Source organism: Streptomyces sp. NPDC027672, assembly GCF_055566335.1.
Genome location: NZ_JBVHSO010000010.1, coordinates 89333 through 111127, shown reverse-complemented (window position 1 = coordinate 111127; position 21795 = coordinate 89333). Strand labels below are relative to the sequence as shown.

Annotated in this window: 18 protein-coding genes; 10 read left to right on the top strand and 8 right to left on the bottom strand. The window is 74.5% G+C overall.

The annotated features are described in order from the left end of the window. Positions 1-71: 71 nt before the first annotated feature. The 4 genes from ACZ4SV_RS24210 (at position 72) to ACZ4SV_RS24195 (ending at position 3107) form a co-directional block, all read left to right on the top strand. Positions 72-629: an RNA polymerase sigma factor gene (locus tag ACZ4SV_RS24210; protein ID WP_397937711.1), complete on the top strand. Its 558-nt coding sequence runs from the start codon at positions 72-74 to the stop codon at positions 627-629. A 260-nt stretch (positions 630-889) separates the two neighbouring features. Beyond that, positions 890-2065, top strand: a complete 1176-nt coding sequence (locus ACZ4SV_RS24205; protein WP_468006369.1) for a maleylpyruvate isomerase N-terminal domain-containing protein — start codon at positions 890-892, stop codon at positions 2063-2065. A gap of 412 nt (positions 2066-2477) precedes the next feature. Then, positions 2478-2615, top strand: coding sequence for a hypothetical protein (locus ACZ4SV_RS24200; RefSeq protein ID WP_365872481.1), 138 nt, complete (start codon positions 2478-2480; stop codon positions 2613-2615). Between the two features lie 18 nt (positions 2616-2633). Beyond that, positions 2634-3107 (top strand): ATP-binding protein, encoded by a 474-nt coding sequence (locus tag ACZ4SV_RS24195; protein ID WP_468006626.1) that lies wholly within the window; start codon positions 2634-2636, stop codon positions 3105-3107. Positions 3108-3784: 677 nt separating this feature from the next. On the opposite strand, the gene ACZ4SV_RS24190 is transcribed toward ACZ4SV_RS24195, so the two are convergent. Further along, positions 3785-4828, bottom strand: a complete 1044-nt coding sequence (locus ACZ4SV_RS24190) for a GlxA family transcriptional regulator (protein ID WP_468006368.1) — start codon at positions 4826-4828, stop codon at positions 3785-3787. Between the two features lie 70 nt (positions 4829-4898). Between ACZ4SV_RS24190 and ACZ4SV_RS24185 the strand changes: the two genes are divergently transcribed. Next, positions 4899-6206 carry an MFS transporter gene (locus ACZ4SV_RS24185; RefSeq protein WP_397946164.1) on the top strand — a complete coding sequence of 436 codons (1308 nt, stop codon included), beginning with the start codon at positions 4899-4901 and terminating at the stop codon, positions 6204-6206. Between the two features lie 140 nt (positions 6207-6346). Here the strand turns inward: ACZ4SV_RS24185 and ACZ4SV_RS24180 are convergent, their stop codons facing one another. The 3 genes from ACZ4SV_RS24180 to ACZ4SV_RS24170 form a co-directional block, all read right to left on the bottom strand. After that, a complete protein-coding gene (locus ACZ4SV_RS24180; RefSeq protein WP_468006367.1) occupies positions 6347-7531 on the bottom strand; it encodes a flavin-containing monooxygenase in 1185 nt (394 codons plus the stop codon). A gap of 90 nt (positions 7532-7621) precedes the next feature. Next, on the bottom strand, positions 7622-8290 hold the full coding sequence (locus tag ACZ4SV_RS24175) for a pyridoxine/pyridoxamine 5'-phosphate oxidase (RefSeq protein ID WP_365872489.1): 669 nt from the start codon (positions 8288-8290) through the stop codon (positions 7622-7624). A 138-nt stretch (positions 8291-8428) separates the two neighbouring features. Further along, entirely contained in the window at positions 8429-9139 is a 711-nt protein-coding gene (locus ACZ4SV_RS24170; protein WP_468006366.1) for a LysE family translocator, read from the bottom strand. Between the two features lie 82 nt (positions 9140-9221). Here ACZ4SV_RS24170 and ACZ4SV_RS24165 point away from each other — a divergent pair, with 82 nt between their 5' ends. Beyond that, on the top strand, positions 9222-9674 hold the full coding sequence (locus ACZ4SV_RS24165) for an Lrp/AsnC family transcriptional regulator (RefSeq protein ID WP_468006365.1): 453 nt from the start codon (positions 9222-9224) through the stop codon (positions 9672-9674). Positions 9675-9774: 100 nt separating this feature from the next. Here the strand turns inward: ACZ4SV_RS24165 and ACZ4SV_RS24160 are convergent, their stop codons facing one another. Beyond that, the gene (locus tag ACZ4SV_RS24160; RefSeq protein ID WP_365872495.1) at positions 9775-10422 is read right to left on the bottom strand and encodes a TetR family transcriptional regulator; all 648 of its coding nucleotides are present in this window, start codon (positions 10420-10422) and stop codon (positions 9775-9777) included. A gap of 122 nt (positions 10423-10544) precedes the next feature. Here ACZ4SV_RS24160 and kbpA point away from each other — a divergent pair, with 122 nt between their 5' ends. After that, positions 10545-11279 (top strand): AfsK-binding protein KbpA, encoded by a 735-nt coding sequence (gene kbpA, locus ACZ4SV_RS24155; protein WP_468006364.1) that lies wholly within the window; start codon positions 10545-10547, stop codon positions 11277-11279. 169 nt (positions 11280-11448) lie between these two features. After that, entirely contained in the window at positions 11449-13830 is a 2382-nt protein-coding gene (gene afsK / locus ACZ4SV_RS24150) for a protein serine/threonine kinase AfsK (RefSeq protein ID WP_468006363.1), read from the top strand. Positions 13831-13980: 150 nt separating this feature from the next. Here afsK and afsS read toward each other — a convergent pair whose 3' ends face one another. Both afsS and afsR read right to left on the bottom strand, forming a co-directional pair. After that, the gene (gene afsS / locus ACZ4SV_RS24145) at positions 13981-14169 is read right to left on the bottom strand and encodes a regulatory protein AfsS (protein ID WP_365872501.1); all 189 of its coding nucleotides are present in this window, start codon (positions 14167-14169) and stop codon (positions 13981-13983) included. 214 nt (positions 14170-14383) lie between these two features. Beyond that, positions 14384-17347 (bottom strand): SARP-family global regulator AfsR, encoded by a 2964-nt coding sequence (gene afsR / locus ACZ4SV_RS24140; RefSeq protein WP_365872503.1) that lies wholly within the window; start codon positions 17345-17347, stop codon positions 14384-14386. A gap of 564 nt (positions 17348-17911) precedes the next feature. On the opposite strand from afsR, the gene ACZ4SV_RS24135 reads away from it, so the two are divergent. Further along, a complete protein-coding gene (locus ACZ4SV_RS24135; RefSeq protein WP_468006362.1) occupies positions 17912-20497 on the top strand; it encodes a bifunctional FO biosynthesis protein CofGH in 2586 nt (861 codons plus the stop codon). 76 nt (positions 20498-20573) lie between these two features. After that, positions 20574-21137 (top strand): hypothetical protein, encoded by a 564-nt coding sequence (locus tag ACZ4SV_RS24130; RefSeq protein WP_397937732.1) that lies wholly within the window; start codon positions 20574-20576, stop codon positions 21135-21137. On the opposite strand, the gene ACZ4SV_RS24125 is transcribed toward ACZ4SV_RS24130, so the two are convergent. Further along, the gene (locus ACZ4SV_RS24125; RefSeq protein ID WP_365872511.1) at positions 21130-21636 is read right to left on the bottom strand and encodes a DUF2165 domain-containing protein; all 507 of its coding nucleotides are present in this window, start codon (positions 21634-21636) and stop codon (positions 21130-21132) included. The two genes, ACZ4SV_RS24130 and ACZ4SV_RS24125, sit on opposite strands and share 8 nt — an antisense overlap. Between the last annotated feature and the right edge of the window lie 159 nt (positions 21637-21795).

Below are 21795 nucleotides of genomic sequence, written 5' to 3'. Positions count from 1 at the left end.
TGCCGACTACATTCGAGAGGACGGAGCCGCCAGGCTGGGCGGGGCCGGACACGGTGAGGGGAGGGGACCGCATGGCCGGAAAGCACGCACCGCCCCGCTGGGACCGCACGATGCAGCAACGGCTCGCCCGCGGCGAGGCGGCCGCCCTCGGCGAACTGTACGACCGGTTCGCCTCCCTCGTGCACCACCTCGCCCACCGGGTGCTCGACGACGAGCGGGCCGCGGACGCCGTCACCCGGGACGTCTTCGCCCATGTGTGGGAGCGCCCCGACAGCTACGACCCGGCACAGGGCACGCTGCGCTCCTGGATGGCCGCCGTCACCCAGCGGGTCGCCGTGCAGCGGCTGCGGGACCGGGAGGAACGGGAACGGCCGCGGCGCGAGGAACTGGAGAGCACGGTCCGCCGCGCCTCCGTCACCGCCCGCGCCGACTTCATCGTCCACTCCATGCCGGCCCCGCTGCGCGCCGCGCTGGACCTCGCCTACAACCAGCGCCGCGACTACCGCCGGACCGCGGCCGCCCTCGGCGTCACCGAGGACGAGGCCCGCCGCCGGCTCCGCCTCGGCCTCCAGCTCCTGTCCACCGCCCATGACGCCGGCACCCCGCCGGGATACCGGGGTGCGGTGTGAACGGGCCGGACCGTTCCGAGTCGCCCGGCGACGGGTACGCCGACGGCCGTGCGGACGAGGGAGGCCGGGGGCCCGGGGACGGCACCCGGCGGGACGGGCCGCGCGGCGCACCGGACGGCCCCGGCGGCAACGCGCACGGCGGCTCCGGCGGGCCCGACGGACCCGGCCGTCCCGGCGGGCCCGGAGATCCCGGCCGCTCCGCCCGCCGTGACCGGCCCCGGCCCGCCACCGCCCCGCGCGTACCCACGCCCCGGGCTGCCGTGGAGGACAGTGGGGTGTCACTGTCCGGCCTCGCCGACCCGGGGGACCCCGCGCCCGTGCCGCCCGACCTGTCGCACGACGTCCTGAAGTCGCTGCTCGGCGCCTGGGCGCTGACCGCCTGCTCGGCCGCGGAGTCGGCGGCCGTGGAGGAGCACCTGGGCGACTGCGGCCCGTGCGCCGACGAGGCCCGCCGGCTGCGCGAGGCGGTCGGCCTGCTGCACCAGCCGGAGAGCCTGGACCTGGACCCCGGTCTGCGCACCCGGGTCCTGAGGAGCTGCCTGAAGCGCCGGCCGCCGCGCATACCCGTCCCCGGCTGGGCAGCGCCGTACGACGCCGAGACCGCGCGACTGGACGCGCTGCTCCAGGACTTCGAGGACGAGGAGTGGCAGGCGCCGGTGCGGCTGCGGTGGTTCGAGGCCGACACCCCGGCGAGCCGCCGTACGACCGTGGCCGGGGTGATCGCGCACCTGCTGTCGGTGGACGGGCTGGTCGCCGTGGCGCTGGGCCTCGCGGACCCGCTGGCCGAGCCCGCCGGCGCCCCGGGACCGGCGGGCCGTACGGAGGCGTGCTGGCGGGCCGCGCCGCGTCCGCCGGCCCGGTCGGTGCGCGAACTGTGGCGGGAGCAGAGCCACGGCCTGGTGCGCACGGTGTCGTTCACCGGCGGCCACGCGGGCGGACTCCCGGTGTCGTACGGCGACTTCGCGCTTTCCCTGCACGACGCGATGCTGGACCGCGCCTTCGAGTGCTGGGTGCACGCCGAGGACATCGCGCAGGCGGTGCACTATCCGTACGATCCGCCCGCGCCCCGGCATCTGCACCGGATGATCGACCTGGCGGCCCGCATGCTGCCGACGGCGCTCGCCGAACGCCGCCGCGCGGGCCTGTCCGAGCCGGGCCGGCAGACCCCGCACCTGGTTCCGGCCGGCGCGCCCGGCCGCAGCCTGCGGCTGGAGATCGAGGGCGAGGCCGGCGGCGAGTGGCTGATCCCGCTGGACTCGCCGGCGGCGGTGGGCTCCGCGGAGTTCGAGGTGGCCCATGTGGCGCTGGACGGCGTGGAGTTCTGCCGGCTGGCGGCGGGACACGTCGCCCCGGAGGACGCGGCGGCGGGCCTGGACGGCGACCGCCGGGCGATCCGGGACGTGCTGTACGCGACGGCGAGCCTGAGCCGCATGTGAGCGCGGGGCGGGACGGGCCCGGGCGGCTCGTCCCGCCGGTCTGCCGCCCTTGCTTTGGCCAAAGATGTTACGGATCGTGGCACAGCGGCGTCACGGAGCGTCGATATCCGGTTGTGTCCTTCGCGTGACTCGTCACGGCCCGCGGTCACGCACCGCTCCGGTACCTTGTGGCAGATGCGAGAGGCTGCGCGGACGAGCCGGGCCGGCGGCGCCCTTGGGGTGAAGCCGGGCCGTGCGGTGCGCGCCGCTGTTCGCGGGACGGTCGGAGCCGTCGTTCCCCGTCTGTTCGACTCCCCGGCGCGCGCGTCGCACAGTATGCCCCACGGGCACTCCTTCGTGCGGGAATATGCCCGAAGCGCTTGTTGGCGTGACTGTGGGTCAACCATGCTGTCTCGCAAGGGAGTCACAGACCGTGACCTTCGCTCTGGCCGTTGTTCTGGCCATGCAGAAAATGGCTACGATCGTGGCCCTCGTCGTGATCGTCGCCGCGGCCGACGCCGTGGCGCGGGGGCGGCGCGGGGCCATGTGTCCGCCGGTTCGGATGGTGTGAGCGGTGCAGGTGCTTCGAGTGCAGCTGGAGATCCGGCCCGATCCCGCGGAGGTGGGGCGGGCGAGGAGGTGGGCCCGTTCGCGGCTCGCCGGGTCGGGCATAACGGCCGACGAGCCGCTGGCCGAGACCCTGATCCTGCTCGTCTCCGAGCTGGTGACCAACGCCGTCGTGCACACGGGCAGACCGTCCGTCCTGCGGCTGTGCCTGCCGGGGGCGCCGGCCGGTGACGGCACGTCGGCCACGGTGCGGGTGGAGGTGGCCGACGCCTGCCCCCGGGCGCCCGAGCCGCGGTGCGCCGGGCGGGACGCCACCGGCGGCCGGGGCCTGGCCCTCGTGGACTGCCTGGCCGACCGCTGGGGCTGGAGCCATGACGGGGCCGGCAAGAGCATCTGGTGCGAACTGGACCGCTGTTCACCACCCCGGCAGGGCGCGGCACTGGCGTTCGGCTGCGGGCTGACCGCGTACGAGGGGCTCACCTTCGAAGCCGTGTAGCGGCCCGTGCCGCGGTGCGCCGGGGGCGTGCGACCGTGCGCGGGTGCCGCGAGCACGGTGACACCACCGGTGCCGGGGCCGGCGTTGACGTGCCGATGGCGTCTGACCAGGCTGGTGGCGTCGATCCGCCGCGCCGGGGCGGCGGGGCCCGGCGACGGTGTCCCGCGCCGGGCGGGGGTCGCGCCGGCCGGCGGCGCGTGGCGGAGGGGGAGGCACGCCGCCGGCCGCGGTCATGCCCGCCGCTTTCTCCACAGGCTGTGGACAACTTTTCGAGCCTCCGGCTCCGGCCCCGCCGCAGCCCCCTGCCCACCGGACGCGGGGCGCGCAGCGGCAACCGGCAGGCCCGGCCGCCGTCATGGTCACCGCCATGAGCGGCGAAGGGGTGGCGGGGCGCGGACCGTGCGCGCGCTGAGCGGCCGTCATGCGCGGTTCGGGCCCGCCGGGCCGGAAGTTATCCACAGGCTCGGAAGATCAGGGCGGCGGTTGTCGGCGCCGGTCCCTACCGTCGAGACATGAGCTACCGCGATGTCGTCTCCCGGCAGGTCCTGCCCCGGGCCCTGGTGTCCGCCGGCGCCCTGCTGCCGGTCACCACGCCGGTCACGGCGATCCTGGCGGGCGTGGCGCTGACCCTGCTGCTGACGGCGGCCGGCTGGCGGGGCGGGAAACGCACCGGCCGGTCAGCAGGGCGTGCCGGTGCCGGTGCCGGTGCCGGTGCCGCCGTGCCGCTTGGCGCCGCCGCCGGTGCGGAAGGTGCGCCGGTAGGCGGTGGGCGTGACCCCGAGCGCCGTCTGCAGGTGCTGGCGCATCGACTGGGCCGTGCCGAAGCCGGACTCCCGGGCCACCTGGTCCATCGACAGACCGGTGGACTCCAGCAACTGCCGTGCCCGTTCCACGCGTTGCTGGGTGAGCCACTGGCCGGGGCTGATGCCGACCTCCTCGCGGAAGCGGCGGGTGAAGGTGCGCACCGACATGGCCTCCTGCGCTGCCATGTCCCGCAGTTGGACCGGCTCGTGCAGCCGGGCCAGCGTCCAGGCGCGGGCGGTGGCGGTCGTCGCCACCTGGGGATCGGGCACCGGACGCCGGACGTACTGCGCCTGGCCGCCGTCGCGGTGGGGCGGCACGACCGTGACCCGGGCGACCTCGTTGGCCACCGCCGTGCCGAAGTCGCGGCGGACCATGTGCAGACACAGGTCGATGCCGGCGGCCACACCGGCCGAGGTCAGCACGTCACCGTCGTCGATGAACAGCACGTCCGCGTTGACCTCGACCTTCGGGAACATCCGCTGGAAGCGTCCGGCCTCCGCCCAGTGCGTGGTGGCCGGGCGCCCGTCCAGCCGGCCGGCGGCGGCGAGGACGTAGGCGCCGGTGCAGATGGAGGCGAGCCGGGTGCCGGGGCGGACGCGGGAGAGGGCGACGGCGAGTTCGTCGGTGAGCCGGCCCTCCTCGTAGACCGGGCCGGTCTCGGACGACGTCGGGACGATCACCGTGTCGGCCGTCGCCAGCGTCTCGGGGCCGTGCGGCACGTGGACGGCGAAGTCGGCGTCCGTCACGACCGGGCCGGGCGGCCGGAGCGAGCAGGTGACGACCTCGTACAGGGGCCGCCGCAGCGCGTCCCGGGACCGGCCGAAGATCCGGTGCGGTATGCCCAGTTCGAAGGGCAGCAACCCGTCCATGGCGAGGACGGCGACCCGGTGCGGACGGAACTCCCCAGGGTTCGTCATGGCCCGATCCTAGCGAAGGCTGTCCTTCGGGCCACTCGCTGCGCGAGCGCGCGCGTCGGAGGCTGCACAGGTGACTCAGACAAGCCCCGCCGCCGCCTCCGTCCAGGCCCCGCCCACCCGGCGCCGCCGTGTGCACCGGGCCTGGTTCGTCGCCGCCGTCACCTTCGTCACGATCACCGGCGCGGCTGCCTTCCGTTCCCTGCCCGGACTCCTCGTCGACCCGCTGCACCAGGAGTTCGGCTGGTCGCGCGGCACGGTCGGCGCGGCCGTCTCGGTCAACCTGGCGCTGTACGGCCTGACCTCGCCGTTCGCCGCCGCGCTGATGGACCGCTTCGGCATCCGGCGGGTGGTCGCCGCCGCGCTCACCGTGATCGCGCTCGGCTCCGGTCTGACCGTGGGCATGACGGCGCCCTGGCAACTGCTGCTGTGCTGGGGCCTGCTGGTGGGGCTGGGCACCGGTTCCATGGCGCTGGCGTTCGCCGCGACGGTCACCAACCGCTGGTTCACCACGCGGCGCGGCCTGGTCAGCGGCATCCTCACCGCCGCCTCCGCCTCCGGCCAGCTCGTCTTCCTGCCGCTGCTGTCCTGGCTCGTCGCCCACCACGGCTGGCGGCCCGCCGCCGTCACGGTGGCGCTGACCGCGCTGGCCGTGGTCCCGCTGGTCTGGCTGCTGCTGCGCGACCACCCGGCCGACGTGGGCGAGACGCCGTACGGCACGGGGGAGTTCGTGCCCAAGCCGCTCCCGGTCACCGGCGCGGCCCGGCGCACGCTCGCCGTCCTGTCGGCCTCCGTCCGCACGGGCACCTTCTGGCTGCTGGCCGGCACCTTCGCGATCTGCGGCGCCTCCACCAACGGCCTGGTCCAGACCCACTTCGTGCCCGCCGAGCACGACCACGGCATGCCGGTGACGACGGCGGCCTCGCTGCTCGCGGTCATCGGGGTGTTCGATGTCGTCGGCACGATCGCCTCCGGCTGGTTCACCGACCGCTTCGAACCGCGCCGCCTGCTCGCGGTCTACTACGCCCTGCGCGGACTGTCCCTGCTCTTCCTGCCGATGCTGCTCGGCCCGGCCGTCCACCCGCCGATGATCTTCTTCATCGTCTTCTACGGCCTCGACTGGGTGGCCACCGTCCCGCCCACGCTCGCCCTGTGCCGGGAGCAGTTCGGCGAGGACAGCGCCATCGTCTTCGGCTGGGTGCTCGCCTCCCACCAGATCGGCGCGGCCCTCGTCGCCTACCTCGGCGGCGTCACGCGGGACGTCTTCGGCTCCTACGACCTGGTGTGGTACGCGGCCGGCACGCTGTGCGCGGCGGCGGCCCTGATGTCCCTGGTCATACGCCGCACCCCGGGGACGGCCCCGGCGCCCGCCCTGTCCTGACCCCCTGCCCGCCCGCGACCACCCCGGAAGCGGACGGGCCCGCCCCGCCGCCCACCGCCAACCGGCTCCGCCACCACCGCGCACCGGCTCGCGCGCGAGGGCTCCGCGCCGTCACCGTCCGCCGGGTGTGCCGTGTGCGCCTACCGGCCGCGGCGGCTGCCGGCTGCCGCTCGGGCGATCTTGCCCGCGTCGATCGCCAGTTCCCGGAGCATGCCGCTGATGGGGTTGGTGAACCCGGTGAAGTACAGGCCGGGCGCCTGCGCGGGCGTACGGCCGCCGTGCGCCACCGGTCTGCCGCGCCCGTCCAGCACGCCGAGATGGCCGACGAGCCCTTCCAGCGCGCGCACGTACCCGGTCGCCGCGATCACCGCGTCCGGTGTGATCCGGGCGCCGTCGGCGAGGACCACCGCACCGTCCTCGAACCCCGCCACGGCGGCCACGATCTCCACCCGGCCGGTGCGCACGGCGTCGATCAGGCCGACGTCCTGGACCGGGATCGCGCCCTGCTTCACCCTGCTGTACAGGCCGGTGTCCGGCCGCGGCAGCCCGTGCGCGGACAGGTCCGGGGTGCTCAGCCGCCCCACCGGCCCGGCGAGCCGGTCCACGAGCCACACCGGCAGCCGCCGCACCAGCACACCGGTGTACTGCGAGGCCCAGCCGAGGGTGGACCGGCGCAGGATGTGCGGCGCGGTGCGCACCGCCAGCCGTACCCGCGCGGCCCCGCCCTCCGCCAGGTCCACGGCGATCTCGGCGCCCGTGTTGCCGGCCCCGACGACGAGCACGTCACGGCCCCGGTACGGCTCGGCGTCGCGGTAGTCGCAGGCGTGCCGCAGCTCACCGCCGTACTCCTCGCGGCCCGGCCAGTCGGGCAGCCGCGGGGTGTGGTTGAAGCCGGTGGCGACGACCACCGCGCTGCCGGTCAGCTCCCGTCCGCCGGAGGCGCGCAGCAGCCACCCGGTGCCGTCCGGGGCCCGCTCCACGCGGTGCACCTCCACGCCGGTGACGATCTCCAGCTCGTGGTGCTCGGCGTACTTCTCCAGATAGCGCACCACGTCGTCCCGGGACACCCAGCGGCCGAACCTGCGGGGCATGGCCAGGCCCGGCAGCGCGGACAGCCGCCGGGTGGTGTGCAGGTGCAGCCGGTCGTAGTGCCGGCGCCAGGAGGCGCCCACCCGGTCGGACTTCTCCAGGACCACCGCCCGTACGCCCCGGGCCCGCAGCGCGTGGGCGACGGCGAGACCGCCCGGTCCGGCGCCGATGACGTAGACCGGGCGGTCGGCGGGGGCCGGCGGGAGGTGCGCGGGGGACGGACGGGAGGGGGCCATGAGCGGGAGCGTAATCACCCACCCCGTTGATGGGTCTCGGTCAAGACCGGAATTGATTGCGGATTGATCACGGCACGGGATCGGCAGCCCTCACGGCCACAACAGACCCCGGCTCCAGCCGAATCCGGTGCTGCGGTACTCCAGTCGCAGGTGCCGCCGCTGCGGGTCGCCCTGGAAGAACTCCACGGTTTGCGGGCGCAGCCGGTACAGGGTCCAGGTGGGCGCCGGTTCGTCCGGGTTCTCCCGGGCCCGCTCCCAGGCCGCCTCCGACGCCTCGCGCAGCTCTTCCGGCGAGGCCAGTTCCTCGCTCTGCCGGCCGGTCAGCGCCGCGGCCAGCGCGCCCGTGGACCGCGCGTGCAGATCCGCCTGGCTCTCCTCGGCCGGCGCCGCCGTGACCGGCCCGCGCATCCTCACCTGCCGGCCCAGCACCGGCCAGTAGAAGGCGAGGGCCGCGGACGGCCGGGCGGCCAGCGCGCGGCCCTTGCGGCTGGTGGCGTGCGTGGCGAAGGACCAGCCGTCCGCGTCGGCGCCGTGCAGCATCACGATCCGTACGTCCGGCTCGCCCTCCTCGTCCACGGTGGCCAGCGACATGGTGTGCGGCTCCGGCTGGCCCGCCTCCACCGCCTCCGCGAACCAGCTCGTGAACAGGGTCAGCGGAGTGGGGGGCGCGGTGTCCGGGTCGAAGGGCGTCAGCCGGGTCGTCCGGGGGTCCCAGACCCGCAGGGACCGGAGCAGTTCGTGGAGATCGTTCTGTGCCATGGGGCGAGTATCACCGCCGGGCCCCGTCTCACTCCCGTCCCCGCACCGCCGGTCCCGGGACGGTCCTCGGACGGCCTCGGAGGGTCCCCGGGTGACAGCCTCGGACGGTCCCCGGGGCGGGCCCGGAGTGCGGGAACCCTAGAGCGTCGCCAGCCGTTCCACCAGCAGCAGCGCGCCGATCCCGAGCATCGCCGCGCCGGAGGTGCGGGTCACCGCGCGGGCCGCCGCCGGACGGGCCGCGAGCAGGGCGCGGGCGAGGGCGCCGACGGTGAGGTAGACGGCCGAGCAGCAGGCCATGTGCAGCAGGCCCAGCGTGGCCGTCTGCACGGGGACGGGCAGGTGGGCGCCGTGGAGCGTGAGGAACTGGGGGAGCACGGAGAGATAGAGGAGCAGGCCCTTGGGGTTGAGGCCGCTGATCGCGCAGCCCCGCCGGAAGAGCCGCCCGCCGCCGCCCGCCGCCGGGCCGGTCGCGCTGGCGCTCCCGGTCGCGCTCGGGGTCCCGGTCAGGCTCCCGGCCCCGGTTCCGGTCGCGGTCCCAGTCCCGGTCGGGTTCGCGGTCGCGGCCGGTATCGCCGGGTGGCGCAGGACGCCCCAGCCCAGCCACAGCAGATAGCCCGCGCCCGCCACGGTCAGGGCCGTCAGCAGGGCGGGCGAGCCGGCCACCAGCAGGGCCAGGCCCGCCGTCGCCAGGGTGGTGTGCAGGGCGTAGCCGCAGACCAGGCCCGCCACCGCGCGCGTCACCGGGGCGCCGCGCAGCGCCGTCGTGATGACGTACGCCCAGTCGGCGCCCGGCACGCACACCAGCAACAGGTCCACGGCGAGGAAGGAGAAGAGCAGTCCCGAGTCCATACCGGGGACATTAGGCGCGTATACCCCGAAAGTGTTTCCGAAGTTTGCTCAAGATCGCGGGATGTGAGCAAAGATCTTTCCCATGGACGACGTAGACCGGAAAATCCTTGCGGAGCTGCAGCAGGACGGGCGGCTGACCGTGACCGAGCTGGCCGCCCGGGTGCGGCTCAGCGTCTCCCCCTGCCACCGGCGGCTGCGGGAGCTGGAGCGGTCCGGTGCCATCCAGGGCTATCGCGCGGTGGTGGACCCGTCCTCGCTCGGGCTGAACTTCGAGGCGCTGGTCTTCGTGTCCATGCGGCAGGAGGACCGGGACACGGTCGCCGAGTTCGAGCGGGCGGTCGGTGAGCTGGGCCATGTGCTCGACGCCCAGCGGCTGTTCGGCGAGCCGGACTATCTGCTCCGGGTGGCGACGGCCGACCTGGCCGCCTTCCAGCGCCTGTACGACGAGCGGCTGGCGACCCTGCCCGGGGTGCAGCGGCTGACGTCGACGCTGGTGATGAAGCACGTGGTGCGGGACCGGCCGCTGCCCGCGTGACCGGCCCCCGGCACACGGCAGGCGGTGGCCCGGGAAACGGACCACCGCCTGGCAGACAGGACGTGGAGGGGATAAAGGAGAGTGCGCGCTGCCGGACCGGCTACCTGGACGGCTTCTTGCCCGTCACGCCCAGGTGCATCAACAGCGCGAGGTTCGGCTTGAGTTCGGCCTGCTTGACGCCCCAGGAGGAGAAGCCCTTCTGGTGGGCCGCCACCGCCGCGAGCATCGCGACCAGGGAGCCGGCCACCGCGGCCGGGCTCACGTCCTTGTCGATGCGGCCCTTGGACTGGAGTTCGGTGATGGAGTCCGTCAGGGAGTTGGTCACCGAGTTCAGGATCTTCATGCGGATCTTGTAGAACCGTTTATCCCCTTCGGCCGCACCGAGGTCGACCACCCGCAGGATGGCGTCGTTGCGACGCCAGAACTCCAGGAAACCGTCCACGAGTTCCTGTGCGGTCTGCCACCCTGACTTCCCGGTCCAGGTGCGTCCTTCGAGCAGTCCGGCCAGGCCCGCGCCCTCGGCCGCCATCTGCTCGGCGATCTCCAGGACGGCGCCCTCGACGTCGGGGAAGTACTGGTAGAAGGTCGCGGGCGAAGTGCCCGCCTTCCGGGCGACATCGATGACCTTGACGTCCCGGTACGGGGAGGAGCCGAGCATCTCGCTGAGGCAGTCGAGCAGCTTCTGCCGGGTCGCCTGCCCACGCCGGCCGGCCACGCGGCCGTCGACGGTACGCACTTGTCCTGTCATGTCGTCAGCTTACCGAGGGGTGATCAGAGCGCGATTCGGCCGACTGCAAATGGGGTGCGCGGGGGAACAGGGGAGGGTGTGCCTGGTCTGCGGGGTGCGCGCGGCCCGGTTACTTTGGCGGCATGGCCGAAAACAGGGCATCCGCGAACGAAGAGGCATACCGGGAGGGCGTCCCGTGCTGGGTGGACGCCCAGCTGCCCGACGTGGCGGCGGGCGAGCGGTTCTACGGTGAGCTTTTCGGGTGGACCTTCGAGCCGGCGCACCACTCCTGTGTGTGGGCCCGGCTGAGCGGGGACCGCGTCGCCTCGCTGGCCCCGAAGACGGACGGCCGCATGCCCACCGTCTGGACGGTCTCCTTCGCGACCCCGGACGCCGGGGCCCTCGGCCGGCGGATCGAGGCGGCCGGCGGGCGGCTGGTCACGGCGCCGTCGCCGGTCGGCGACCTCGGCACCGCCGCCCTGGCCGCCGACCCCGAGGGCGCGGTGTTCGGGCTGTGGCAGCCCGGCACCCACCGCGGCTTCGAACGGCGGCACGCACCGGGCACCTTCGTCTGGACCGAGCTGTACACCCGGAACACGGCCGCGGCCAACGCCTTCTACGGCAGTCTCTTCCGCGACGCCCTGTTCGGCGCCGGCCGCGCGCCCGACTTCGGCCGCGCGGACGTTGCCGAGGTGTTCGCCGCCGAGATGCCCCCGCACTTCCTCGTCCACTTCCGGGTCGCGGACCTGGAGGACGCCGTCGGCACCGTGCGCCGGCTCGGCGGCCGGGTGCAGGCGCCGCCCTTCGAGGCGTCGTACGGACGGGTGGCCGTCGTCATCGACAATCAAGGGGCGTCGTTCGCGCTGCTCCAGCGCTGACGCGTCCGCTTTGGCAGGAGACACCCCGATTCGTCGCCGGGTTCGCAACCAGCCGCCCGGCCAGGAAGAATCAGGGGGCGTGCCGCCATGGCGGTGCGGTGGTGAGACGCTGCACTTCGGTCGCGTACCTATGCGGCTGGCGCGGCTCGTACGGGGAGGTGGCAGGCAAGTGGTGGATCAGCTGACGCAGCACGATCCGCGGCGGATCGGGCCGTTCGAGGTGCTGGGCCGGCTGGGGGCCGGTGGCATGGGGCTGGTCTATCTCGCGCGCTCGGCGTCCGGCCGGCGCGTGGCGATCAAGACGGTGCGCACCGAACTGGCCGAGGACCAGCTCTTCCGGGTCCGCTTCACCCGCGAGGTGGAGGCGGCCCGCGCGGTCTCCGGTTTCTACACCGCGGCCGTGGTCGACGCCGATCCGCGCGCCGCCGTGCCCTGGCTGGCCACCGCCTACGTCCCCGCGCCCTCGCTGGAAGAGATAGTGAACGAGTGCGGGCCGCTGCCCGCGCCGGCCGTGCGCTGGCTCGCCGCGGGCGTGGCGGAGGCCCTGCAGTCCATCCACGGCGCGGGGCTGGTCCACCGTGATCTGAAGCCCTCGAACGTGCTCGTGGTCGAGGACGGCCCGCGGGTGATCGACTTCGGTATCGCCTCCGGTGTCTCCAACACCCGGCTGACGATGACGAACGTGGCCGTCGGCACCCCCGCCTACATGTCTCCCGAGCAGGCCAAGGACTCCCGCAGCGTCACCGGCGCCAGCGACGTCTTCTCGCTCGGTTCCACCCTCGTCTTCGCGGCCACCGGCCATCCGCCCTTCCACGGCGCCAACCCGGTCGAGACCGTCTTCATGCTGCTCCGCGAGGGCCCGGACCTCACCGGTCTCCCGGACGAGCTGCGCCCGCTGATCGAGGGGTGCATGCAGATGGAGGCCGCCGCCCGGCCCAGCCCGGCCGACCTCCAGGCCCAGCTCGCCCCGCACCTGTTCGGCTCCGGCTCCGACGACAGCGGCACCGCCTCCGCCTGGCTGCCGGAGAAGGCGGTCGCGCTCATCGAGGCCCGGCGCGGCGGCCGCCCCGCCGCACCGCCCGCCCCGGCCGGCACCGTCCGGCCGACGCTGCCGCCGCCCCCGCCGTACGACCCGCCGCGCCCGCCTTCCGCGCCGGTGCCCGTGCCCGCCTCCGCGCCCGGCCCGCCCTCCCGGCCCGTCCCGGTCCCGGCCGGCGCGCCCGGCACCGGCCCGGTCCAACTGGCCGGCGCCCAAGTGCCGATCGGTCCCGGGCCCCGGGTCGCCGACGCCCGCGCCGCCGCCGTCAAGGCACCTCCGCCCGAGGCCGGCCTGGTGGCGAGCTGGTCCCGGCCGCGCCCCGGGGTGGCCGGCGCCGATCCCGCCGTACCGCCCGTGCCGCCGGCGCCCCCGGAGACGGCGAGCGGCTGGCGGCCCTGGCGGTTCCGGATGTCGAACGACGTGTGGGGCACCCCGGCCGTCGACGGCGACCTGGTCTACGTCACCTCCTTCGAGGTGCACGCCCTGGACGTGGGCACCGGCCGCCGCCGCTTCAAGACCCGGGACGTGGCCTGGTCGATGGCGGTGGCGGACGGCCGTATCCACGCCTCCGACGGCCCGACCCTGTTCGCCCTGGACGCCCGCGAGGGCACCGATCTGTGGCGGCTGTCCACGGACGCCTGGGTGTACTCCCTCAAGGCCGACCGCGGCACGGTCGTCACCGGCACCCGCGGCGGCGGCGTCCAGGCGTGGGAGGCGGCCACCGGGCGGAAGCTGTGGGAGATCACCGGCTGCCAGACCGACTTCGAGTCGCCCGAGGCGGGCCCGGTCGTGCACGACGGCACCGTGTACGTCTGGCAGGACGCCCGGCTGCGCGCCCTGGAGGCCCGTACCGGCGAGGAGCGCTGGTCGTACCCGATCGGCGACGCGGCCTCCTGCGGCGGTGTCCCGGTCCGTCCGGCCCCGGCGTCCGACGGCTGCGTCTACGTCTCCGCCGGCACCCGGGTGCTGGCCGTCGAGGCGGTGAGCGGCCGGGTCCGCTGGCACTTCGAGGCCCCGGCGGTCTTCCTGTGCCCGCCGGCCTTCGCCCCGGGCCCCGCCGTCACCGGCGGCGGTGTCTACCTCGCCGACTACCTCGGCACGGTCTACGCCCTGGACGCCGCCGACGGCCGCGACCGCTGGCGCATCGCCACCGAGGCCCGCGCCTCGGTGGAACCGGTGCTGGTCGCCGCCGGGCACGTCCACGTCGGCAGCGGCAAGGGCCTGTACACCCTGGACGCGGTGACCGGCACGCCCAAGTGGCGTTTCCAGGCGGGCGGTGACGTGGTGGGCGCGCCCGCCGTGGCCGAGGGCCGCATCCACTTCGGCTCCACCGACCGGCTCCTCTACACCCTGAAGGCCGACGACGGCCGGCTGCGCTGGAAGCTGGCCACGGGCGGCGAGATCACCGGCTCGCCGGTGGTCAAGGACGGTGTGGTGTACGCGTGCAGCAAGGACCGGTGCGTGTACGCGCTGGACGCGGAGAAGGGCACGGGCACCGCGCGGACCGCGTGACGCGCGGCGGCCGCCGTACCGGGAGACCCGTCAGGATCTCCCGCTACGACGGCCGCCGGTGACGGGTCGGTTGCGTCCCCCCGGACACACCTCGGCCGCGACGGCTCCCCCTCCGCGCCGCCGCGGCCGATCCCCCGCCGGGGTGGTGGCTTACTTGTGGTTCAGGTCCAGAGCCGGCGGCGCGGGCATGGCGTTGTTGAGCGTCGTGATCGTCTCGTCGGCCGCCGGCGGCGCGGGCATCGCGTTGTTGAGAGTCGTGATGGTCTCGTCCGTGGCAGGCGGCGTGGGCATCGCGTTGTTCCGCGGCGTGACGGTCGCGTCCTTGTTCTGCTCGCTCATGGGCCTGGGTTCCTCTGTTCGGTGACGAGTGAGGAACACCCGTCCGGAAGCTCCCCCGATGGCCGCCGGACGGGCGTTCGGAGCCGCAGACTAACTGGTGGGCTCCCGGCCGGACCGCCTGCCCCCCGACGCGACGGTCTGCCTACTAAGACCATGCCGGACGGCGATAAACAAACGCTGAACGCGTGCGGGACGACCGCCGCGGCGGCGCCGGTCATCTGTCGGACGCCGTCGTGACGAGCCGGCGTACGTCCTCGGCCTCCGGGGCGCCGCTCGACTCGTACAGGTTCAGGGCCTCGCGCCAGCAGGCCTGGGCCCGGTCCAGCTGTCCCAGTCCGCTCAGTGCCCGTCCCAGCAGCGTCAGGACGTTCCCGCGCATCCGGTCGCCGCCGATGCACCCGAGGTTGAGGGCCAGTTCGGCGTGCTGCGCGGCCTGGGTGGGGCGGAGCGTGGCCAAGTGGACTTGGGCGATCCGGTAGTTGGTCACGCCTTCCCACAGCCGTTGCCGGTGGTCGTGGAAGATGCCCAGGGCACGGCAGAACTCGTCGAGCGCCTCCGGGTGGTGGCCGGCCTGGGTCAGCGCGACGCCCAGCGCGAAGTGGCTGTTGGCCAGGCGCACCGACCGGCCGATCTCGCTGTGCGCCGCGAGGCCGCGCCGCGCGATCTCGACGGCCTTGGCGATCTCGCCCATGCCGAGGTAGGCCCGGGAGAGGTTGCCGAGGACGGTGGCTTCGAAGGGCCGGTTCCCCGCTGCCCGCAGCCCTTCGAGGGCCTGGTCGAAGAAGGCCTTGCCGTCGGCGAAGCGGCCCTCGTGCAGGCAGATGAGGCCCCGGTTGTTGGCCACCCAGCTAACGGCGGTGGCGTCCCGGACGCTGTCCGCGAGCTGCAGGGCGACGCGGGCCTCCTCCTCGGACTGCCGGATGCGGCCGGAGACCAGCAGGACGTCGCTGAGCACCGTGCGCGCCCTGCCCTCCGCCCATACGTCCCCCAGGGCGCGGGTGGCCTCGCAGGCGGCCCGCGCCGTCATCTCGTACTGGTAGGAACTGGCTCCCGACTCGGTCAGGTCCTTCGCCACCCACAGCAGGTCGACGGCCCGCCGCAGCCTCGCGGTCCCCGCGGCCTGCCGTACGCAGGCGAGGAGCGAGGCCGCCTCCGTGTACAGCCAGTCCAGGGCCGCCGGTCCCTCGCTGAAGCGCAGTCCCGGATAGCGGGTGGTCTCCAGGTTGTCGATGAGACGGTCCCGGGGCTGCTCGATCGCGTACACGCCCGCGGTCGTGGCCAGATAGAAGTCCAGCAGCCGGGACATGGCCGCCTCCCGTTCGCCGGCCGGCGCCTCGTCCCGTTCCGCGCAGGCCCGGGCGTACAGCCGGACCAGGTCGTGGAAGCGGTAGCGGCCCGGGGCCGCCGACTCCAGCAGGGAGGTGTCCACCAGGGACTCCAGCAGGTCTTCCGTGTCCTCCGGGGGCAGGTCCAGGACGGCCGCCGCGGCCGCCAGGGAGATGTCCGGGCCGTCCGCCAGGCCCAGCAGGCAGAAGGCCCGCGCCTGGGGCGGTTCCAGCTGGCCGTAGCCGAGTTCGAACGTGGCCTTCACCGCGAGGTCGCCCGCCTGGAGTTCGTCCAGGCGGCGGCGTTCGTCGGCCAGCTTGGCGGCCAGCACCGAGACCGTCCAGGTGCGGCGGGCCGCCAGGCGGGAGGCGGCGATGCGGATCGCCAGCGGCAGGAAGCCGCAGGCGGCGACCACGTCCAGGGCGGCCTCCCGCTCCGCCGCCACCCGCTCCTCGCCCACGATCTTGGTGAAGAGGGCGAGCGCCTCCTCCGGGGACATCACGTCGAGGTCGACCAGATGCGCGCCGGCCAGGTCCAGCATCCGCACCCGGGAGGTGACGAGGGCCGCGCAGCCCTCCGTGCCGGGCAGCAGCGGCCGTACCTGGGCCGCGTCCTTGGCGTTGTCCAGCAGCACGAGCACCCGGCGGCCGTCCAGGACGGAGCGGTAGAGCGCCGCCCGTTCCTCCAGGCTGTCCGGTATCGCCGTGTCGGCCGTGCCGAGCGCCCGCAGGAACGAGCCGAGCACCGTCTCCGGTTCGGCCGGGCGCGGGCCCGCGCCCTGGAGGTCCACGTACAACTGGCCGTCGGGGAAGGCGGACCGGGCGCGGTGGGCCACGTGCACGGCCAGCGTGGTCTTGCCGACGCCGCCGATGCCGGCCAGGGCGGACACCGCCATCACCCGGCCCTCCGACTCGGATCCGGAGGACAGCACCGCGCTCAGCTCCGCCACGACGGAGGCGCGGCCGGTGAAGTCGGGCACGGTGGCGGGCAACTGGGCCGGGCGGACGAGCGCCCCGGCCGGCTCGCTGGCCGGAGCGGAGGGTTCCGCCAGGGCGGGGTCCGCCTGGAGGATGCGCTGCTGGAGGTCGCTGAGGCCCGGGCGCGGGTCGACGCCCAGCTCCTCGGCCAGCAGCCGGCGGGTGTCGGCGTACACGGCCAGGGCCTCGGCCTGGCGTCCGCTGCGGTACAGCGCGAGCATCAGCAGTTCGCGCAGGCGCTCGCGCAGCGGGTGCGCCGCGGTCAGCGCCGTCAGCTCGGAGACCGCCTCGGCGTGGCAGCCCTGCTCCAGGTCCAGGTCGAGCCGGTTCTCCAGCAGGCCGAGGCGCCACTCCTCCAGCCGGGCCCGCTGGCCCTCGGCGTACGGTCCCGGCACACCGGCCAGCGGCTCGCCGTCCCACAGGGCCAGGGCCTGGTTGAGCAGCGTCCGGGCCCGGCCCGGGTCGCCCGCCGCGCGCGCCTTCTCCGCCGCCGCCGCCAGGTCCTGCGCGACCGTCACGTCCAGGGCGCCCTCGCCGAGCCCGCGGACGGCGTAGCCGCCGGACTCGCTGACCAGGACCCCGGGGTCCAGGACCTTCCGCAGCCGGGACGCGTAGGTGCGCACCGCCGCCAGCGCCTGCGACGGCGGCTCCGATCCCCACAGCGCGTCGATCAGCTCGGCCGCCGTGGCCGTACGGCCCTCGCGCAGCAGCAGGGCGGCCAGCAGGGCGCGCTGCTGCGGGGAGCCCGTGCCGAGCGCCTGCTCGCCGCGCCAGGCCCGCACCGGACCGAGCACGCCGAAGCGCAGCGCGCCGGTCTCCGCGGTGACCGCGGAGCGGGCGCGCCGCTGCTCGGGTACTCGCGGCCCACCGTCCATGCGTTCGTCCCCCTCGGCGTCACGAACAACTCCGTCAGTTTGCCTTGTTCGGGGCGGTTGCGTCAGCCGTGCGAGACGCCGATCACAGGGCGGGGGCCGCGGTGCACAAGGCCCTCACACGGTCTTCGCATCCCGGCCGCCCCGCCGTCGCCGGCGCCGCCGGTGCCGTCCGGCCGTCGCGGGCGGGCCATGACGGGCACCGGACGGGGGTGGCGAGTGACATCGCGGACCGGCGGCGAGGACGCCGGCACCAGCGGCGCCACCCGGTCCTTCGACTTCACCGCCCTGGCGCGGGGCAGGACCACGGTACGGCTGCTGCACTGCCCGCTGGACACCTGCACCGGACCCGATCCCGGCGACCGCGCCACCCCGGCGGCCCGGCGTCCTCTCCCCCCCCACCCTGACCGGCGTCCCACACGCGCACGCGGGCGCCGCCTTCCACACCTTCACGGTCACCGTCCACTGACCCCCTGCGCGTCGCGGGCGCCGTGCGCCCGGCGGCGGCGCTCCGCTCCCGGTGCCGGTACGCCGCGGGGGTGATCACCGCGAACGTATGCTCAAGAGATGACTGCTTCCGCGACCTCCGGAACCGGCCCGACCGAGAACTCCATGCGTCGCGCCCTCAAACGCGCCCGGGACGGCGTCACCCTCGACGTCGCCGAGGCGGCGGTGCTGCTCCAGGCGCGCGGTGAGGACCTGACGGACCTCGCCGCGTCGGCGGCCCGGGTGCGGGACGCGGGCCTCGAGGCGGCGGGCCGGCCCGGCGTCATCACGTACTCGAAGAGTGTCTTCGTCCCGCTCACCCGGCTGTGCCGGGACAAGTGCCACTACTGCACCTTCGCCACCGTGCCCGGAAAGCTGCGCCGCGCCGGGCACGGGATGTTCCTGTCCCCGGACGAGGTGCTGGACATCGCCCGCAAGGGCGCCGCCCTCGGCTGCAAGGAAGCCCTGATCACCCTCGGCGACAAGCCCGAGGACCGCTGGCCCGAGGCGCGCGAGTGGCTCGACGCGCACGGCTACGACGACACCATCGCCTACGTCCGCGCCATCTCCATCCGCATCCTGGAGGAGACCGGCCTGCTGCCCCACCTCAACCCGGGCGTCATGACCTGGACGGACTTCCAGCGGCTGAAGCCGGTCGCGCCGAGCATGGGCATGATGCTGGAGACCACCGCCACCCGGCTCTGGTCCGAGCCCGGCGGCCCGCACTTCGGCTCCCCGGACAAGGAACCCGCCGTGCGGCTGCGGGTGCTGGAGGACGCCGGCCGTTCCTCCGTGCCGTTCACCTCCGGCCTGCTGATCGGCATCGGCGAGACGTACGAGGAGCGCGCGGAGTCGCTGTTCGCGCTCCGCAAGGTGGCCCGCTCCTACCACGGCATCCAGGAACTGATCATCCAGAACTTCCGCGCCAAGCCGGACACGGCGATGCGCGGCATGCCGGACGCCGAACTGGACGACCTGGTCGCCACGGTGGCCGTCGCCCGGCACCTCATGGGCCCGAGCGCCTGCCTCCAGGCCCCGCCGAACCTGGTGGACGCCGAGTACGAGCGGCTGATCGGCGCCGGCATCGACGACTGGGGCGGCGTCTCGCCGCTCACCATCGACCACGTCAACCCCGAACGCCCCTGGCCGCAGATCGAGGAACTGGCCGAGCGCTCCCGGGCGGCCGGCTTCGCACTGCGCGAACGCCTCTGCGTCTACCCGGAGTTCGTGCGCCGCGGCGAGCCCTGGCTGGACCCGCGGCTGCGCCCGCACGTGACCGCCCTCGCCGACCCGGAGACGGGCCTCGCCCGCCCGGACGCGGTGGTGGAGGGCCGGCCCTGGCAGGAACCGGAGGAGGCGTTCACCGCCGCCGGCCGCACGGACCTGCACACGGCCATCGACACCGAGGGCCGCACCGGCGACCGGCGCGCCGACTTCGACGAGGTGTACGGCGACTGGGAGGCGCTGCGCGAGGCGGCGGCCCCCGGCATGGTCCCGGAGCGGATCGACGCCGATGTGCGCGAGGCGCTGCGCACGGCCGCCGACGACCCGACCCGGCTGACGGACGCCGAGGCCCTCGCCCTGCTGCACGCGGACGGCCCGGCGCTGGACGCGCTGTGCCGGGTGGCCGACGACGTGCGCAGGTCGGCGGTCGGCGACGACGTGACCTACATCGTCACCCGCAACATCAACTTCACCAACGTCTGCTACACCGGCTGCCGGTTCTGCGCCTTCGCGCAGCGCCGCACCGACGCGGACGCCTACACGCTCTCGCTGGAGCAGGTCGCGGACCGCGCCCAGCAGGCGTGGGAGGTCGGCGCGGTCGAGGTGTGCATGCAGGGCGGCATCCACCCCGACCTGCCCGGGACGGCGTACTTCGACATCGCCAAGGCGGTCAAGGAGCGGGTGCCCGGCATGCACGTGCACGCCTTCTCGCCCATGGAGGTGGTCAACGGCGCGACCCGCACCGGCCTGTCGATCCGCGACTGGCTGACCGCCGCCAAGGAGGCCGGGCTCGACTCCATCCCGGGCACGGCCGCGGAGATCCTGGACGACGAGGTGCGCTGGGTGCTGACCAAGGGCAAGCTGCCCACGGCCACCTGGATCGAGGTGATCAGGACCGCGCACGAACTGGGCCTGCGCTCGTCCTCCACGATGATGTACGGACACGTGGACCAGCCCCGGCACTGGCTCGGCCACCTGCGCACGCTGGCCGCACTCCAGCAGGAGACGGGCGGCTTCACGGAGTTCGTGACCCTGCCCTTCATCCACACCAACGCCCCGGTGTACCTGGCCGGCATCGCCCGGCCCGGCCCGACCACGCGGGACAACCGGGCGGTGACGGCGATGGCCCGCCTCCTGCTGCACCCCTGGATCCCCAACATCCAGACGAGCTGGGTCAAACTGGGCACGGAGGGGGCGGCGGAGATGCTCCGGTCCGGGGCGAACGACCTCGGCGGGACCCTGATGGAGGAGACGATCTCCCGGATGGCGGGCTCCTCCTACGGCTCGTACAAGTCGGTCCGTGACCTGGTCGCGGTGGCGGAGGCGGCCGGCCGCCCCGCGAAGCCGCGCACCACGCTCTACGGCGAGGTCCCCGAGGAACGGCAGCGGGCGGCCGAGACCTCCGACGGGCACCTGCCGGAGCTGCTGCCGGTCCTGGACTGAGCCGTCTGCCGGGACTGAGTACGATGATCCGACCCCCGATCCTGGACGGGGACCCGTAGCGGAGGAGATGCGTCCCGTGGCTGCCCGACTGCCCTCGTGGGCCTGGGTCACCGGTCTGACGGCGGGGGCGACCGCGGCCGTCGTCGCCCTCGCCGTGCAGGCGGACCACGGGCCGCATCCCACGGCCGCCGTCGCCCGGCCCGGCCCGTCGGCGTCGGCGAGCCCGCACGCGAGCGCCGCCCCCGAGGCACCGGCCGCGCCCGCCCTCCCGGAGGACTCCGGCGAGGGCCGGCGGATCGTCTACTCGCTCGGCGCGCAGCGGGTCTGGCTGGTCGACGCGACCGGCAAGCCGGTCCGCACCTTCGCGGTGTGGCCGGGCACGGTGGCCCCGCAGCCCGGCCGCTACTCGATCACCCTGCGCACCCAGTCCCTCAAGGGCTCGGACGGCGTGGAGATCGAGCACGTCATGTACTTCACCAAGGCGGACGGCGTGAACGTCGCCTTCTCCAACGCGCTGGACGGCTCGTCCCCGCCGCCGGCGAACGGCCAGAAGCTGGGCGGCATCCGCCTCCACAAGGAGGACGGAGCCGCGCTGTGGTCCTTCGGCGATCAGGGCACGCGGGTGGCCGTCGTCAGCTAGCGTCGGCCGGCCGGCCGGGCAGGTGGTTGACGATCAGCGCCACCCCGCTGATCAGGAAGATCCGGGTGGCCGCGTCAAGGCCGTTCCACGACTTGGACTGCCACATGGCGAACCACTCGCCGCCGACGGCGATGAACCCGGCGCCGAAGAGCAGCATCAGCATCAGCAGCCCGTAGGTCGACCAGCGCCGGGCCGGCGCGGTCCTGCCCCGCGCCCACAGCCAGGTGCCGGCGATCAGCAGCAGGGCCGCCACGCTCTCCCACACGATGATGAGGACGTACGCGGTGTCCTCCAGTGCCGTGCTGGTGACGGCCCGCCACATCAGACGGTCGTCCCGGAACGTCGTGTCCATCGCCAGCACATGCCGGACGAACTGCTGGTTCGTCCCGAAGTCGGTGATGTTCCCGAGGGCGACCAGGGCGATGTAGAGGGCGAGTATGCCGGTGAGCACACCGGCGGCGAGGCCGGGGCCGGTGCGGCGGGCGGGGGTCGTGGTCATGGCTGGATTCTGCCCGACGCACCCGCACCGCACGGCGTGCGCATCGAGCCAGAGTGCGGCCACGCGCCGGTCCGGGCGAGCTGGGCGGGATTGCCGCGAGGGGGCGCTTTTGTCCCACTGAACGGGCCGTTCCCGGTCGATTACAGTGCTGGGCGTCGT

Coding starts and splice junctions, on each gene's coding strand:
- ACZ4SV_RS24170 (WP_468006366.1), bottom strand. CDS start 9,139: ATGGACTCGGGACTGCTCTTCTCCTTCCTCGCCGTGGACCTGTTGCTG.
- afsR (WP_365872503.1), bottom strand. CDS start 17,347: ATGGACGGTGGGCCGCGAGTACCCGAGCAGCGGCGCGCCCGCTCCGCG.
- ACZ4SV_RS24180 (WP_468006367.1), bottom strand. CDS start 7,531: ATGGCCCCCTCCCGTCCGTCCCCCGCGCACCTCCCGCCGGCCCCCGCC.
- ACZ4SV_RS24160 (WP_365872495.1), bottom strand. CDS start 10,422: ATGACAGGACAAGTGCGTACCGTCGACGGCCGCGTGGCCGGCCGGCGT.
- kbpA (WP_468006364.1), top strand. CDS start 10,545: ATGGCCGAAAACAGGGCATCCGCGAACGAAGAGGCATACCGGGAGGGC.
- ACZ4SV_RS24210 (WP_397937711.1), top strand. CDS start 72: ATGGCCGGAAAGCACGCACCGCCCCGCTGGGACCGCACGATGCAGCAA.
- ACZ4SV_RS24135 (WP_468006362.1), top strand. CDS start 17,912: ATGACTGCTTCCGCGACCTCCGGAACCGGCCCGACCGAGAACTCCATG.
- ACZ4SV_RS24165 (WP_468006365.1), top strand. CDS start 9,222: ATGGACGACGTAGACCGGAAAATCCTTGCGGAGCTGCAGCAGGACGGG.
- afsS (WP_365872501.1), bottom strand. CDS start 14,169: ATGAGCGAGCAGAACAAGGACGCGACCGTCACGCCGCGGAACAACGCG.
- ACZ4SV_RS24190 (WP_468006368.1), bottom strand. CDS start 4,828: ATGACGAACCCTGGGGAGTTCCGTCCGCACCGGGTCGCCGTCCTCGCC.
- ACZ4SV_RS24125 (WP_365872511.1), bottom strand. CDS start 21,636: ATGACCACGACCCCCGCCCGCCGCACCGGCCCCGGCCTCGCCGCCGGT.
- ACZ4SV_RS24175 (WP_365872489.1), bottom strand. CDS start 8,290: ATGGCACAGAACGATCTCCACGAACTGCTCCGGTCCCTGCGGGTCTGG.